19 protein-coding genes are annotated in these 15,350 nt (G+C 59.6%); all 19 read right to left on the bottom strand.

Going from position 1 to position 15,350, the window contains the following annotated elements; all coding sequences use genetic code 11:
• Positions 1–6 precede the first annotated feature (6 nt).
• Entirely contained in the window at positions 7–546 is a 540-nt protein-coding gene (gene rplE / locus QZ656_RS13810; protein WP_291993953.1) for a 50S ribosomal protein L5, read from the bottom strand.
• Between the two features lie 9 nt (positions 547–555).
• Positions 556–873 (bottom strand): 50S ribosomal protein L24, encoded by a 318-nt coding sequence (gene rplX / locus QZ656_RS13805; protein WP_291993952.1) that lies wholly within the window; start codon positions 871–873, stop codon positions 556–558.
• Between the two features lie 8 nt (positions 874–881).
• The gene (gene rplN / locus QZ656_RS13800; protein WP_291993951.1) at positions 882–1,250 is read right to left on the bottom strand and encodes a 50S ribosomal protein L14; all 369 of its coding nucleotides are present in this window, start codon (positions 1,248–1,250) and stop codon (positions 882–884) included.
• A gap of 130 nt (positions 1,251–1,380) precedes the next feature.
• Positions 1,381–1,647: a 30S ribosomal protein S17 gene (gene rpsQ, locus QZ656_RS13795; RefSeq protein WP_291993950.1), complete on the bottom strand. Its 267-nt coding sequence runs from the start codon at positions 1,645–1,647 to the stop codon at positions 1,381–1,383.
• Positions 1,644–1,838, bottom strand: coding sequence for a 50S ribosomal protein L29 (rpmC, locus tag QZ656_RS13790; protein ID WP_291993949.1), 195 nt, complete (start codon positions 1,836–1,838; stop codon positions 1,644–1,646). The genes rpsQ and rpmC overlap by 4 nt, the downstream gene beginning before the upstream one ends.
• Before the next feature lie 2 nt (positions 1,839–1,840).
• On the bottom strand, positions 1,841–2,254 hold the full coding sequence (rplP, locus tag QZ656_RS13785) for a 50S ribosomal protein L16 (protein ID WP_291993948.1): 414 nt from the start codon (positions 2,252–2,254) through the stop codon (positions 1,841–1,843).
• On the bottom strand, positions 2,238–3,059 hold the full coding sequence (gene rpsC / locus QZ656_RS13780) for a 30S ribosomal protein S3 (protein WP_291993947.1): 822 nt from the start codon (positions 3,057–3,059) through the stop codon (positions 2,238–2,240). The genes rplP and rpsC overlap by 17 nt, the downstream gene beginning before the upstream one ends.
• A gap of 9 nt (positions 3,060–3,068) precedes the next feature.
• Positions 3,069–3,398 (bottom strand): 50S ribosomal protein L22, encoded by a 330-nt coding sequence (gene rplV, locus QZ656_RS13775; RefSeq protein WP_291993946.1) that lies wholly within the window; start codon positions 3,396–3,398, stop codon positions 3,069–3,071.
• A 10-nt stretch (positions 3,399–3,408) separates the two neighbouring features.
• Positions 3,409–3,684, bottom strand: a complete 276-nt coding sequence (rpsS, locus tag QZ656_RS13770; RefSeq protein ID WP_042333105.1) for a 30S ribosomal protein S19 — start codon at positions 3,682–3,684, stop codon at positions 3,409–3,411.
• Positions 3,685–3,697: 13 nt separating this feature from the next.
• Positions 3,698–4,528: a 50S ribosomal protein L2 gene (rplB, locus tag QZ656_RS13765; RefSeq protein WP_291993945.1), complete on the bottom strand. Its 831-nt coding sequence runs from the start codon at positions 4,526–4,528 to the stop codon at positions 3,698–3,700.
• Positions 4,528–4,830, bottom strand: a complete 303-nt coding sequence (gene rplW / locus QZ656_RS13760; protein WP_291993944.1) for a 50S ribosomal protein L23 — start codon at positions 4,828–4,830, stop codon at positions 4,528–4,530. The genes rplB and rplW overlap by 1 nt, the downstream gene beginning before the upstream one ends.
• Positions 4,827–5,447 carry a 50S ribosomal protein L4 gene (gene rplD / locus QZ656_RS13755; protein ID WP_291993943.1) on the bottom strand — a complete coding sequence of 207 codons (621 nt, stop codon included), beginning with the start codon at positions 5,445–5,447 and terminating at the stop codon, positions 4,827–4,829. Before rplD ends, rplW begins: the two co-directional genes overlap by 4 nt.
• Complete coding sequence (rplC, locus tag QZ656_RS13750) at positions 5,448–6,092, bottom strand: 50S ribosomal protein L3 (RefSeq protein WP_291993942.1); 645 nt, start codon at positions 6,090–6,092, stop codon at positions 5,448–5,450.
• 115 nt (positions 6,093–6,207) lie between these two features.
• Entirely contained in the window at positions 6,208–6,519 is a 312-nt protein-coding gene (gene rpsJ / locus QZ656_RS13745) for a 30S ribosomal protein S10 (protein ID WP_042333101.1), read from the bottom strand.
• Between the two features lie 53 nt (positions 6,520–6,572).
• Complete coding sequence (gene tuf / locus QZ656_RS13740; protein ID WP_291993941.1) at positions 6,573–7,763, bottom strand: elongation factor Tu; 1,191 nt, start codon at positions 7,761–7,763, stop codon at positions 6,573–6,575.
• Positions 7,764–7,799: 36 nt separating this feature from the next.
• Positions 7,800–9,893 (bottom strand): elongation factor G, encoded by a 2,094-nt coding sequence (gene fusA / locus QZ656_RS13735; protein ID WP_291993940.1) that lies wholly within the window; start codon positions 9,891–9,893, stop codon positions 7,800–7,802.
• A 66-nt stretch (positions 9,894–9,959) separates the two neighbouring features.
• Entirely contained in the window at positions 9,960–10,430 is a 471-nt protein-coding gene (rpsG, locus tag QZ656_RS13730; protein WP_291993939.1) for a 30S ribosomal protein S7, read from the bottom strand.
• A 95-nt stretch (positions 10,431–10,525) separates the two neighbouring features.
• Positions 10,526–10,903, bottom strand: a complete 378-nt coding sequence (gene rpsL, locus QZ656_RS13725) for a 30S ribosomal protein S12 (RefSeq protein WP_291993938.1) — start codon at positions 10,901–10,903, stop codon at positions 10,526–10,528.
• A 165-nt stretch (positions 10,904–11,068) separates the two neighbouring features.
• Entirely contained in the window at positions 11,069–15,280 is a 4,212-nt protein-coding gene (gene rpoC, locus QZ656_RS13720) for a DNA-directed RNA polymerase subunit beta' (RefSeq protein WP_291993937.1), read from the bottom strand.
• Positions 15,281–15,350 lie beyond the last annotated feature (70 nt).

Here is a 15,350-nt window from a genome sequence, read left to right as displayed (position 1 = left end):
TTCGTATCAGTTCCTGAAGGGAAATTTGAACGCGCCAAGCAAGGCACGGGCCTCGTCATCGGTCTTGGCAGTGGTCGTGACACTGACATTCATGCCGCGCAGCGCGTCGATCTTGTCGTACTCGACCTCGGGAAAGATGATCTGTTCCTTGAGGCCCATGTTGTAGTTCCCACGGCCGTCGAAGCCCTTCCCCGAAATCCCGCGGAAGTCACGAACGCGAGGCAGCGCAACGGTCACCAGACGATCGATGAACTCAAACATGCGCGGACCGCGCAAGGTCACCATGCAGCCAATCGGATAGCCAGTGCGAATCTTGAAGCCAGCGATTGACTTGCGAGCCTTGGTTGTGACCGGCTTCTGGCCGGCGATCTTGGTCATATCCGCGATCGCATTTTCCAGAACTTTCTTGTCCGCGACAGCCTCACCGACGCCCATATTCAGAGTCACCTTGGTGATACGCGGCACCTCCATCCTCGACTTGTAACCAAATTTCTCGGTCAAATCCGCCACCACGGTGGTCTTGTAGTATTCCAGTAAGCGCGCCATGACTATCCCTTAGCCTCCCAACACTTCGCCGTTCGACTTGAAAAAGCGGACCTTGACGCCGTCTTCAAGCGTCTTGAAGCCGACTCGATCGCCTTTTTTTGTCGCCGGATTGTAGAGCGCGACGTTCGAAACGTGCAGCGGCATTTCTTTTTCGATGATGCCGCTGACGATACCTTTCACCGGATTCGGCTTGACGTGCTTCTTGACGCGATTCACACCGTCGACGATGACGTGCTCAGCATCGCTACGCGACGCTACGACACCGCGCTTACCCTTGTCTTTTCCGGCGATAACGACGACGTCGTCACCTTTACGAATCTTTTCCATGGTCGTCCTTACAGCACTTCCGGCGCCAGCGACACGATCTTCATGAAGCGGTCGCCACGCAGCTCGCGCGTCACCGGCCCAAAGATGCGCGTGCCAATCGGCTCCATCTTGTTATTCAGCAGCACCGCGGCATTGTGGTCGAACTTGACCAGCGATCCGTCCATGCGACGAACGCCCTTGGCCGTGCGCACCACGACCGCGCTGTAAACATCACCCTTCTTGACGCGCCCACGCGGCGCTGAATCCTTGATGGTGACCTTGATAATGTCACCGACACCAGCGTAGCGTCGCTTTGATCCGCCCAGGACTTTGATACACATCACCGAGCGCGCGCCAGTATTGTCGGCAACGTCGAGAACCGTCTGTACTTGAATCATCTGTCACTCCAACTTGGCCCGCAACAGCGGTCAGTCTTGGAACCCGTAGGGGTTGAAACGCTCAACGTGGAGAGTCTGTTGGGCGCGGGGAAACGCGGCATTATAGCCGCTCGCCAAAATAAAGCAAGCTTTAGATGGCGACAGCGCGTTCGAGCAGCCTGGTGACGACCCAGGCCTTGGTCTTCGACAGCGGCCGTGACTCCTGGATTTCCACCAGATCGCCCGTTTTTGCTTCGTTGCTGTCGTCGTGCGCGTGATACTTGCTCGAGCGCACCATGATCTTGTCGTAGATTGCGTGCTTGACACGCCGCTCGACCACGACCGTCACGGTCTTTTCCATCCGGTCACTGACGACGCGCCCGACCAGGGTACGCTTGCTGCTTGTGGTCTCGCTCATTGTTGAACTGCCTTTTCACGAAGAAGCGTGCGCACGCGTGCGATCTGACGGCGCACTTTGCCGATCTGACTATTGTTGGTCAACTGTTGCGTCGCGAGCTGCATCCGCAGACCAAACTGCGCCTTCAGCAGGTCCACCAATTCCTTGTTCAGCTCGTCGACGGTCTTTGCTCTGAGTTCACTGACTTTCATGATCAACCCACCATACGCGTAACGAAAACCGTCGGAATTGGCAGCTTGGCGGCAGCCAGCGCAAAAGCTTCGCGCGCCAGGCCTTCGTTGACACCATCCATCTCGTAGAGAACCTTGCCGGGCTTGATCTCCGCAACATAGTATTCCGGGTTACCCTTACCGCTTCCCATGCGCACCTCGGCTGGCTTCTTGGAGATAGGCTTGTCCGGGAAAATCCGGATCCATATCCGGCCACCGCGCTTGATATGCCGCGTCATGGCCCGCCGTGCGGCTTCGATCTGGCGGGCAGTCAAACGCCCGCGACCTATCGCCTTGAGTCCATACTCACCGAAACTCACTCGCGCACCGCGGGTCGCCAGACCGGTATTCCGGCCTTTCTGTTCCTTGCGGTACTTTCTTCTAGCTGGCTGCAGCATCTGTCGTTCCTGCCTTTCTTACACGTTTCACAGCCGGAGCTGCCCCGTCGACCTTGCTCGCGTCCTCCTTCGCGGCGCGAGGCCGGTCGGTCGCTTCCGCAGTGCGGGTAACGCGGCGCGTCTTGCGCTGTTGCTCGTCAGCTGCCGCTTCCGGAGAAACGACCGCCTGATCATGGCGATTGACAATTTCGCCCTTGAAAACCCAAACCTTGACGCCGATCAGACCATAGGTCGTCAAAGCCTTGGAGGTCGCGTAGTCGATGTCGGCACGCAAGGTGTGCAAGGGCACACGGCCCTCGCGATACCACTCGCGACGGGCGATCTCGGCACCGTTTAGGCGACCCGAGCTCATGATCTTGATACCCTGCGCACCAAGGCGCATGGCATTCTGCATGGCTCGCTTCATCGCCCGCCGGAACATGATCCGCTTTTCGAGTTGTTGGGTGATCGAGTCGGCAATCAGCTGCGCGTCAATTTCCGGCTTGCGGATTTCTTCGATACTGACATGCACCGGTACGCCCATGATCTTTTGTAGAGCGGCTCGCAGTTGATCGATCTCTTCGCCTTTTTTGCCAATAACCACGCCAGGGCGAGCCGAAAAAATCGTGACGCGCGCGTTCTTGGCGGGGCGTTCGATGAGAACGCGGCCGACGGAAGCGTGCTTCAGCTTCTTCTTCAGGTACTCGCGAACCGCGAGGTCTTCGTTGAGCATGCCGGCGAAGTTCTTCTTGTTGGCATACCAACGCGAAGACCAATCACGCGTGACCGCCAGCCGAAACCCAGTAGGATGAATCTTTTGTCCCATTCTTGTTCCTCAGTTGCCGACGGTCAGAAAAACGTGACACGTAGGCTTGACGATCCGGTTGCCGCGCCCCTTCGCTCTCGCCGTAAAGCGTTTGAGCACCGTACCCTTATCGACGCAGATGGACGTCACTTTCAGCTCGTCGATATCGGCACCATCGTTGTGCTCGGCGTTAGCGATCGCCGACTCGAGCACTTTCTTGATTATCGCGGCGCCTTTCTTGGGGCTGAACGTCAGAATGCTGAGCGCCTTGTCCACCGGCAGGCCGCGGATCTGGTCAGCCACCAGCCGACCTTTCTGGCTCGACAGGCGCACGCCGCGCAAAACAGCACGAGTTTCCATATTCATTCCTTTACCTCTTCGCCTTTTTACCGGCGGTATGGCCCTTGAAGGTGCGGGTCAGCGAAAACTCGCCGAGCTTGTGGCCAACCATGTTCTCGGTGACATACACCGGAACGTGTTGCTTGCCGTTATGGACGGCAATCGTCAGACCAACAAAGTCCGGCAAAACAGTTGAGCGGCGCGACCAGGTCTTGATCGGGCGCTTGTCGCCCGTGGCGCGCACCGCGTCCACCTTCTTAATCAGGTGGGCATCGGCAAACGGGCCCTTTTTAACGGAACGTCCCATGGTTCTCTATCCCTTAGCGTTTGTTGCTGCGGCGCTGCACGATCATCGAAGTCGTGCGCTTGTTGCGACGCGTACGATAGCCTTTGGTCTTGGTGCCCCACGGACTCACCGGGTGCATACCCGCGGCCGTCTTGCCTTCGCCACCACCGTGCGGGTGGTCGACCGGGTTCATGGCCACGCCACGGACGGTCGGGCGAATGCCGCGCCAACGATTGGCGCCGGCCTTGCCGATCGAACGCAGGCTATGCTCTTCGTTGCCAACTTCGCCAATCGTCGCCCGGCACTCGACATGCACCCGCCGGATCTCACCGGAACGCAGTCGCAGCTGCGCGTGCACACCTTCGCGAGCCAGCAGCTGTACCGAAGTACCTGCGGAGCGCGCCAATTGTGCGCCCTTGCCGGGTACCATCTCGACGCAATGGATCGTCGTCCCGACGGGGATATTGCGGATGGGCAAGGTATTGCCGACCTTGATCGGCGCCTCGGAGCCACTCGTTACCTGCTGGCCAACGACGATACCCTTGGGCGCGACAATGTAGCGGCGCTCGCCGTCGGCGTAGCACAGCAAGGCTATATTCGCCGTTCGGTTCGGGTCGTACTCAAGGCGCTCGACGTTGGCCGGAATTCCGTCCTTGTTGCGCTTGAAGTCAATCAGGCGATAGTGTTGCTTGTGACCGCCGCCCTGGTGCCGAGTCGTAATGTGGCCGTTATTGTTGCGTCCGGCATTCTTTGACTGGGGCTCGAGCAGAGCAGCGACCGGCGCCCCTTTGTGCAGCGTTGCATTGACGACCTTGACAACGGCGCGACGGCCAGGTGACGTAGGCTTGACTTTGACGAGTGCCATCAGACGCCCCCCCCATCAACGAAGTTAATTTCCTGGCCGGCGTTAAGGCAGACGTAGGCTTTCTTCCAGCCCTTTCGCCGACCCATGGAGCGGCCAAATTTCTTGTGCTTACCCTTGACGTTGGCGATCTGAACCGACTTCACCGTGACCTTGAACAATAGCTCGACAGCGCCCTTAACCTCGGGCTTGGTGGCGTCCGAGACAACCCGGAAGATCACCTGCTCGTACTTATCGGCGACAAAAGTGGCCTTTTCGGAGATCTGCGGGGCGAGTAACACTTGCAGCAAACGCTCTTGATTCATCCCAGGACCTCTTCAAGTTTGGCCAGCGCGCCCTTGGTAATTAGCACCTTCGGGAAGCTCACCAGCGACACGGGATCGGCCTGTCGAACTTCCACAACCAGCACATTCGGCAGGTTGCGCGAAGCCAGAAAGACGTTTTCCTCGAGTCCGTCGGTGATCACCAGCACCGACTCGAAGCCCATGTTCTTGATCTTGGCCAGGAAAAGCTTGGTCTTCGGTGCGGCTATCGAAAAATCATCAACCACCGCCAGGCGATCCTCGCGAACCAGCTGCGAGAGAATCGACGCCATGCCGGCACGGTACATCTTGCGGTTCAGCTTCTGGCTGAAGTTTTCGTCCGGAGAGTTCGGAAATACCCGACCGCCGCCACGCCAGATCGGCGACGACGACATGCCCGCACGCGCCCGCCCGGTGCCTTTTTGGCGCCAGGGCTTGGCGGTCGTATGACGGACTTCCGAGCGATCCTTCTGGGCACGATTACCGCTGCGCGCATTCGCCTGATAAGCGACGAGCACCTGGTGTACCAGAGTTTCGTTGTAGGCACGGTCGAAGAGGAGGTCGGCGGCCTGCAAACGGCTCGTCTCCTGACCCTGCTCGTTGATAAGCTTGAGTTCCATTTATGCCCCCGCCTTGACTGCAGGACGCACAATCACGTCCGACCCCTTGGAGCCGGGAACTGCACCCTTGAGCAAAAGCAACTGACGCTCGACGTCGACGCGGATGACCTCGAGATTCTGTTGAGTACGCTTGGCAGCACCGAGGTGCCCAGCCATCTTCTTACCCGGAAATACGCGCCCCGGATCCTGCGCCATACCCGTCGATCCAAGAGCCTGGTGCGACACCGAGTTACCGTGCGAGGCACATTGCGACGAGAAGTGGTGCCGCTTGACGGCGCCGGAAAAGCCCTTGCCGATGCTCTGACCGGTGACGTCGACCTTTTGGCCAACAGAAAAAATAGTCACACTGATCTGATCACCGGCCTTGAGGGTAGCCAGCTCGTCGGCAGAAACCGGGAACTCTTTCAGGACGTAGCCGGCTTCAACGCCCGCCTTGGCCAGATGACCGGCCAGCGGCTTGTTCACGCGGGACGGACGCCGCTTGCCAAAAGCCAGCTGCACGACGGAGTAGCCATCGTTTTGCTCCGTCTTGATTTGAGCGACACGGTTATTCGACACATCGAGCACAGTTACCGGGACGCTTGCACCTGCGTCGGTAAAAATGCGTGTCATGCCGACCTTTCGCCCTACAAGGCCTAGACTCATGTTTTTTCTCCTCTGACCGGCTACGATTGGCCGGCGAGCATTTCTAAACAAAAACGGGCAGCGTCAACACACACCTGCCCGACCAAAGCCGGCAATTATAGCCGTAATGATGGTTTTACTGCAACTTAATTTCGACGTCTACGCCGGCAGGCAAGTCCAGTTTCATCAGCGCATCGACCGTCTTGTCGGTTGGGTCAATGATGTCCATCAGGCGCAGGTGCGTGCGCATCTCGAACTGATCGCGCGAGGTCTTGTCGACGTGCGGCGAACGCAGGACGTCGAAGCGCTGGATACGCGTCGGCAGCGGCACCGGTCCACGCACCACGGCGCCGGTACGCTTGGCGGTTTCAACGATCTCCTGGGCGGACTGATCGATCAGACGATAGTCGAAAGCTTTCAGGCGGATGCGAATTTTCTGGCTTTGCATGTCATATTCCAAAGAGCGATGGGTGACGACAATGCGCCACCCGGGAGTTTTAACTACTCGATGATCTTGGCGACGACACCAGCGCCGACGGTACGACCGCCTTCGCGAATGGCGAAACGCAGACCTTCTTCCATGGCGATCGGTGCAATCAGCTTGACCGTCATCTGGATGTTGTCACCAGGCATCACCATCTCGACACCTTCAGGCATGGAGATCGCGCCGGTCACATCGGTCGTGCGGAAATAAAACTGCGGACGATAGTTGTTGAAGAACGGCGTGTGACGACCACCCTCCTCCTTCGACAGCACGTACACTTCACCCGAGAAGTGGGTGTGCGGCTTGATCGAACCCGGCTTCGCCAGCACCTGTCCGCGCTCGACGTCTTCGCGCTTGACGCCACGCAGCAGAACACCGACGTTATCGCCTGCCTGACCCTGGTCGAGCAGTTTGCGGAACATCTCGACGCCGGTACAGATGGTCTTCAGAGTCGGCCGGATGCCGACGATCTCGACTTCCTCACCAACCTTGACGATGCCGCGCTCGACACGACCGGTGACCACCGTGCCACGACCGGAGATCGAGAAAACGTCTTCGATCGGCAACAGGAAGGGCTTGTCGATGGCCCGCTCGGGTGTCGGAATGTAGCTGTCAAGAGCGTCCGCCAGCGCCATTACCGATTCTTCGCCCAGCTCACCGGTGTCGCCTTCGAGCGCTTTCAGCGCCGAACCCGGGATGATCGGTACGTCGTCGCCCGGAAAGTCGTACTTCGACAGCAGCTCGCGCACTTCCATGTCGACCAGCTCGAGCAGCTCGGCATCGTCGACCATGTCGCACTTGTTCAGATAGACAATGATGTACGGCACACCGACCTGACGCGCCAGCAGAATGTGTTCGCGGGTCTGCGGCATCGGGCCGTCGGCCGCCGACACGACCAGGATCGCGCCGTCCATCTGTGCAGCACCGGTGATCATGTTCTTGACGTAGTCGGCGTGACCCGGACAATCGACGTGCGCGTAGTGCCGCTTGGCGGTCTCGTACTCGACGTGCGCGGTGTTGATCGTGATGCCGCGCGCCTTCTCTTCCGGCGCTGCGTCGATCTGGTCGTAAGCCTTGGCGGTACCGCCATATTTCTTCGACAGAATGGTCGTGATCGCCGCCGTCAGCGTCGTCTTGCCGTGGTCGACGTGCCCAATCGTGCCGACGTTAACGTGCGGCTTGTTACGTTCAAATTTTCCCTTGGCCATTTCCCGTATCCTTCAATAACAGAGTCAGTTACAGAGCTATTTCTTGTTGATGATCGCTTCGGCGACGTTCTTCGGCGCTTCGGCGTAGTGCTTGAATTCCATCGAGTAGGTAGCGCGACCCTGTGACAGCGAGCGCAAGGTCGTCGAATAGCCAAACATCTCCGCCAGCGGCACCTCGGCCCGGATCAGCTTGATGTTGCCCGGCGCGTCTTCCATTCCCTGAACCATGCCGCGACGACTCGAGAGGTCGCCCATGACGTTGCCCATATAGTCCTCGGGCGTTTCGACTTCGACCGCCATCATCGGCTCGAGCAGCGTCGGCTGAGCGCGGCGCATACCTTCCTTGAAGGCAAAAGCGGCGGCCATTCGGAACGCGTTCTCGTTCGAGTCGACGTCGTGGTATGAGCCCTCGAACAGGGTGAACTTGATGTCGACCACCGGGAATCCGGCCAACACGCCGCTGGTAATGGCGTCCTGCAGCCCCTTGTCGACCGCCGGAATGTATTCCCGCGGCACCGAGCCGCCTTTGATGGCATCGACGAACTCGTAACCCTTGCCGGTCTCGTTGGGCTCGATCTTCAGCCACACGTGCCCGTATTGACCGCGACCACCCGACTGCTTGACGAACTTGCCTTCCTGCTCGACCGACTTCTTGATGCATTCGCGGTAAGCCACCTGCGGCGCACCGACGTTGGCTTCCACACCGAACTCGCGGCGCAAGCGGTCGACAATAATCTCCAGATGCAGCTCGCCCATGCCGGAAATGATCGTTTGCCCAGACTCTTCGTCGGTCCGTACGCGGAAAGATGGATCCTCCTGCGCCAGACGGCCAAGAGCGATACCCATTTTTTCCTGATCGGGCTTGGTTTTCGGCTCGACGGCGACGTGGATGACCGGCTCCGGAAAGACCATCCGCACCAGGGTAATGACCGCCGTCGGATCGCAGAGCGTTTCGCCGGTGGTGACCTCCTTGAGACCGACACAAGCCGCAATGTCGCCGGCAAACACTTCCTTGATTTCCTCGCGGTTGTTGGCGTGCATCTGCAGCACGCGGCCAATGCGCTCGCGACGGTGCTTGATCGGGTTATAGATGGTGTCGCCGGTTTTCAGAACGCCGGAGTACACCCGAATGAAGGTCAGCTGGCCAACGTAGGGATCGGTCATCAGCTTGAAGGCCAGCGCGGAAAACTTTTCGCTGTCCGTTGGCGCACGGCTATCGGGCTCGCCATTTTCCTTCTCGCCGACCACCGGTGGAATATCGACCGGCGATGGCAGCAGATCGATCACCGCGTCGAGCATGCGCTGCACACCCTTGTTCTTGAACGCCGTGCCGCACAACGCCGGCTGAATCTCGCAGGCCAGGGTACGCGCACGCAAGCCCTTGATGATGTCGGCCTCGTCCAGGTCGCCCTGCTCTAGGTACTTGTCCATCAGCTCTTCGCAAGACTCGGCGGCAGCCTCGACCATCTTGCTGTGCCATTCGTCAGCGCTGGCCTGCAGCTCGGCGGGAATTTCGCTGTAGTCGAACTTCATTCCCAGCGAAGCCTCGTCCCAGATGATCGCCTTCATCTTGATCAGGTCGACGACGCCCTCGAAGTACTCTTCCTTGCCGATCGGGATGACCACCGGCACGGGATTGGCAGACAGGCGCAGCTTCATCTGCTCGACGACCTTGAAGAAATCAGCACCCTGCCGGTCCATCTTGTTGACGAAGGCCAGACGCGGCACCTTGTACTTGGTGGCCTGACGCCAGACGGTCTCGGACTGCGGCTGCACGCCGCCGACCGCGCAATAGATCATGCAAGCGCCGTCGAGAACGCGCATTGAGCGCTCGACCTCAATCGTGAAGTCGACGTGACCCGGCGTGTCGATGATGTTGATTCGGTGCTCCGGGCGATCGAACTGCATGCCCTTCCAGAAGCAGGTCGTCGCCGCTGACGTAATGGTGATCCCGCGCTCTTGCTCCTGCGCCATCCAGTCCATGGTCGCGGCGCCGTCGTGCACCTCACCGATTTTGTGGTTAACACCCGTGTAGAACAGGATGCGCTCGGTCACCGTCGTCTTGCCGGCGTCAATGTGAGCGCTGATACCGATGTTACGGTAGCGCTCGATAGGGGTTTTACGTGCCACAGTAATCAACCTTCACGAATAAAGAGCGGTCGTCGACCGGAAAACGGCGACGCTTTGGACTGCGACCTAGAAGCGGAAGTGGGCGAAGGCCTTGTTGGCTTCGGCCATGCGGTGCACTTCGTCACGCTTCTTGACCGCACCGCCGCGACTCTCCGACGCCTCGAGCATTTCAGCAGCCAGGCGCTGCCCCATCGACTTCTCCGAACGCTTGCGAGCAGCTTCCCGCAGCCAGCGCATGGCCAAAGCCATCCGGCGGCTCGGACGAACCTCGACCGGAACCTGATAGTTTGCGCCACCGACGCGGCGACTCTTGACTTCGACCAGCGGCCTGATGTTCCCGAGAGCCAGGCTGAACACCTCGAGCGGGTCCTTGCTGGTCTTGGTTACAATCTGCTCGAACGCACCATAGACGATGCGCTCGGCGACCGACTTCTTGCCGCTCATCATGATCGTATTGACAAATTTCGAGACATCGACATTGCCGAACTTGGGATCCGGCAGAATGTCGCGTTTTGGTACTTCACGGCGACGGGGCATAACAACCTCTCATGGTCACAATTCAGTTGAAGAACCAGGCGGCACGCCCGCTTCTCCCGGCCGCCCATCTGGAGCGGCCCTTACTCGGACGGAAATCAAGCCGCTTTTTGGCGCTTGGTACCGTACTTGGAACGACTCTGCTTGCGCTTCTTGACGCCCTGGGTATCCAAGGAGCCGCGCACGGTGTGGTAACGCACACCCGGCAAGTCCTTGACACGGCCGCCACGAATCAGCACCACCGAGTGCTCCTGCAAGTTGTGCCCTTCACCGCCGATATACGAAATGACTTCGAAGCCATTCGTCAGACGGACCTTGCAGACCTTGCGCAATGCAGAGTTCGGCTTCTTCGGCGTGGTGGTGTACACGCGCGTGCAGACCCCCCGTTTCTGAGGGCAATTTCCCAGCGCGGGGACTTTGCTCTTGGTGCGAATAGCCTCTCTAGGCTTGCGCACCAGCTGGTTAATGGTTGGCATCTTTCCACCTTATGTTCAGTGCAGCGACCATCGTGAGGTCCACACGGCGTCTGCAAAAAACCAAGGCGGACCCTAAAGGCCGCCTCGGCGATTTCAGTGACAAGCCGACGCAGCAAGGGCGTCGGCGACAAAGACCGGCGATTCTATGGCCTATCACGCGCCAAGTCAAGCAATCGGCTCGTCTTGAGCGCTCTCTTCGCTGCTGGGTAGATCGTCGCCGACCAGTCCGCTGCCCGCAGCCAGATCTTCACCAGCGGCATTCTTCTTGCGTGTGTTGTGGTAAGCCAGGCCGGTGCCTGCCGGAATGAGGCGACCGACAATGACGTTCTCCTTGAGGCCGCGTAGTTCGTCACGCTTGCCCATGATCGCCGCCTCGGTGAGCACCCGCGTCGTTTCCTGGAACGAAGCCGCGGAAATGAACGAATCCGTTGACAACGACGCTTTGGTGATGCCCAGCAGGACATGCTCGTAAATCGCCGGCAGCTTACCCTCGGCAGTCATGATGTCGTTTTCATCGAGCAGATGAGCACGTTCGACCTGCTCGCCCTTGATGAATTTGGTATCGCCCGGATCGGTTACATTGACCCGCCGCAGCATCTGACGAACGATCACTTCGATGTGCTTGTCGTTGATCTTGACGCCCTGCAGCCGGTACACATCCTGAACCTCGTCGGTGATATACACCGCCAGCGCCTCGACGCCCAGCAAGCGCAAGATGTCGTGCGGGTCGGGAGCGCCATCGACGATCGACTCGCCCTTGTTGACCACCTGACCGTCATGCACCAGGACGTGCTTGTCTTTCAGGATCAGATATTCATGGGCGACACCTTCGAAGTCGGTAATCACCAGCCGCTGCTTGCCCTTGGTATCCTTGCCGAAGGACATCGTCCCGGTGAACTCGGCAAGCATGCCCGCGTCCTTCGGAGTCCGAGCTTCGAAGAGTTCCGCTACGCGTGGCAGACCACCGGTAATGTCCCGCGTCTTGGCCGACTCCTGCGGCAGGCGAGCCAACACATCACCCACGGAAATCTGTTGGCCGTCGTAAACGTTGATAATCGCGCCGACCTGGAAGGTAATGGTCACCGGGTGATCGCTGCCGTGCATCCTGACTTCTTCGCCGTCGGGGTCGAATAGCCGGACCTGCGGCCGTAGGCCCTTGCTCGGAATCTTGCCACCGCGCTTGGGATCAATCGCCACCAGCGTCGACAGGCCGGTCACGTCGTCGATCTGTTTGGCGACGGTGACCCCCTCCTCAACGTTCTCGAACTTCACCAGCCCCGAGTACTCGGCGATCATCGGCCGCGTATGGGGATCCCAGGCGGCCAGCCTGGCGCCGGCTTTTACCTGTTCGCCGTCAACGGCCTTCAGGGTGGCGCCGTAGGGTACCTTGTGCTTTTCGCGCTCGCGACCGCTATCGTCGACGATCAGGATTTCACCGGAGCGCGTAATGACGATCTTCTCGCCCTTGGCACTGGTCACGTAGCGCATCGTCGAGGTGAAACGCACGACGCCGGCACTGTGTGTCTCGACCTGGCTGGCAACCGCCGCACGCGAGGCCGCGCCACCAACGTGGAAGGTGCGCATCGTCAGCTGTGTGCCGGGCTCGCCGATCGATTGCGCGGCCATGACGCCAACCGCTTCACCAACGTTGACCGGCGAACCACGCCCGAGGTCGCGACCATAGCACTGGGCGCACAGGCCGTAGCGCGTGTCGCAGGTCAGTGGTGTGCGGACCTTGACTTCGTCGATTCCCAGGCGGTCGATCAGATCGCAGTGGTCCTCGCAGATCAGCGTCCCCTGCTCGATCACCGTCTCTTCGGAGTCCGGGTCGACGACGTCGGCAGCCGTCACCCGACCGAGAATCCGCTCGCGGATCGCCTCGATGACTTCGCCGCCTTCGATCAAGGCTTTCCGGGTGACGCCGTTGCTCGTTCCGCAGTCGTTCTCGATGACCACCAGGTCCTGCGTCACGTCGACCAGCCGGCGCGTCAGATAACCCGAGTTGGCGGTCTTCAGGGCGGTATCGGCCAGGCCCTTGCGCGCGCCGTGCGTCGAGATGAAGTACTGGAGAACGTTGAGACCCTCACGGAAGTTGGTGGTGATCGGTGTTTCGATGATCGAGCCGTCAGGCTTGGCCATCAAACCCCGCATGCCCGCCAACTGGCGAATCTGCGCTGCCGAACCACGCGCCCCCGAATCGGCCATCATGAAGATCGAGTTGAATGACTCCTGCCGCTCCAGTTTGCCATGGCGATTGGGGACTTCCTCGTGGCCAAGCTGATCCATCATCACCTTGGCGACCTGATCGCCGGTACGCCCCCAGATATCGACCACCTTGTTGTAGCGCTCACCATTGGTGACCAGGCCGTTGGTATACTGGTTTTCGATTTCTTTGACTTCTTCTTCGGCAGCGGCAATGATCTCGCGCTTCTGAGCGGGCACCAGCATGTCGTCCGAGCAGATCGAAATACCGGCACGAGTCGCCAGGCGATAACCATTCTGCATCAGCTTGTCGGCAAAGACGACGGTCTCTTTCAGACCACAGCGGCGGAAGGCCGCGTTGATCAGCTTTGAGATTTCCTTTTTCTTCAGCGGCTTGTCGATCAGGCTGAAAGGCAGGCCCTTGGGCAGAATCTCGGAGAGCAGAGCGCGACCAGCGGTCGTCTGGTAACGCGTGATCTTCTGCTGCCAGCCGCTCTCGGCGTCGCCGTCGTATTCGGTAATGCGCACCGCTATCCGGGCGTGCACGTCGAGCTCGCCGGCCTGCATGGCGCGCGTCACCTCGGCGAGGTCAGGGAACATCATGCCCTCGCCTTTGACGTTGATCGCCTCGCGGGTGGCGTAGTAGAGGCCGAGAACGATATCCTGCGAAGGAACGATGATTGGCTCGCCGTTGGCCGGCGACAGGACGTTGTTGGAGGCCAGCATCAGCGTCCGCGCTTCCATTTGCGCCTCGAGCGACAGCGGCACGTGAACGGCCATCTGGTCGCCGTCGAAGTCGGCATTGAAGGCCGCGCAGACCAGCGGGTGGAGCTGGATCGCCTTGCCCTCGATCAGCGTTGGCTCGAAGGCCTGAATTCCCAGACGGTGCAGCGTCGGTGCCCGGTTGAGCATGATCGGGTGCTCGCGGATGACCTCTTCCAGGATATCCCAGACGACTGCCTCCTGCGTCTCGACCATCTTCTTGGCCTGCTTGATGGTCGTCGCCAGGCCCATGCCCTCGAGGCGGTTGAAGATGAAAGGCTTGAACAGCTCGAGCGCCATCAGCTTCGGCAAGCCGCATTGATGCAGCTTCAATTGCGGACCGACGACGATGACCGAGCGACCCGAATAGTCCACACGCTTGCCGAGCAGGTTCTGGCGGAAACGACCGCCCTTGCCCTTGATCATGTCGGCCAGCGACTTCAGCGGACGCTTGTTGGCGCCGGTCATTGCCTTGCCGCGGCGGCCGTTGTCGAGCAGCGAGTCCACCGCCTCCTGGAGCATCCGCTTTTCGTTGCGAACGATGATTTCCGGCGCTTTCAGCTCGAGCAAGCGCTTCAGGCGATTGTTGCGGTTGATCACCCGACGATAGAGGTCGTTGAGGTCGGAAGTCGCAAAACGGCCACCGTCGAGCGGCACCAGCGGGCGCAGATCGGGCGGCAGTACCGGCAGGACTTCGAGCACCATCCACTCCGGCTTGATCCCCGACTTCTGGAAGCCTTCGAGGATTTTCAGTCGCTTGGAGAACTTCTTGCTCTTGGTTTCCGAGGTCGTCGTCTCGAGTTCCGAACGTAGCGTTTCGACTTCACGCGGCAGGTCGATCGAGCGCAGGAGTTCACGGATGCCCTCGGCGCCCATCGCTGCATAGAAGTCGTCACCGTACTCTTCGACCTTCGCCAGGTAGTCGTCTTCGGTCAGCAACTGCGCGCGAGCCAGCGGCGTCATGCCCGGATCGAAGACCACGAACGCCTCGAAATAGAGCACCCGCTCGATGTCGCGCAGGGTCATGTCAAGGACCATGCCGAGACGACTCGGCAGGCTCTTGAGGAACCAGATATGCGCCACCGGACTGGCCAGATCGATGTGCGCCATTCGCTCACGGCGAACCTTGGCGAGCGTAACTTCGACGCCACACTTTTCACAGATCACACCACGATGCTTCAGCCGCTTGTACTTTCCGCAAAGGCACTCGTAGTCCTTGATCGGGCCAAAGATCTTGGCGCAGAACAGGCCATCGCGTTCGGGTTTGAAGGTCCGATAGTTGATCGTCTCCGGTTTCTTGACTTCGCCATAAGACCAGGAGCGAATCTTCTCCGGCGAGGCCAGACCAATGGTGATCGCGTCGAACTGCTCTTCCTGCGTCACCTGCCTAAACAAATCAAGCAGTGCTTTCATCTTTTGCTCCAGTAAGGAGTGAGGTGTCCGGGGGCAGGAATGGCGAGGCGGGAAAATCCACGCGCCTCAC

The sequence above is a fragment of the Candidatus Accumulibacter sp. ACC003 genome, from assembly GCF_907163085.1.
Taxonomy (GTDB): domain Bacteria; phylum Pseudomonadota; class Gammaproteobacteria; order Burkholderiales; family Rhodocyclaceae; genus Accumulibacter.
This window is presented reverse-complemented; position numbering and strand designations above follow the sequence as displayed.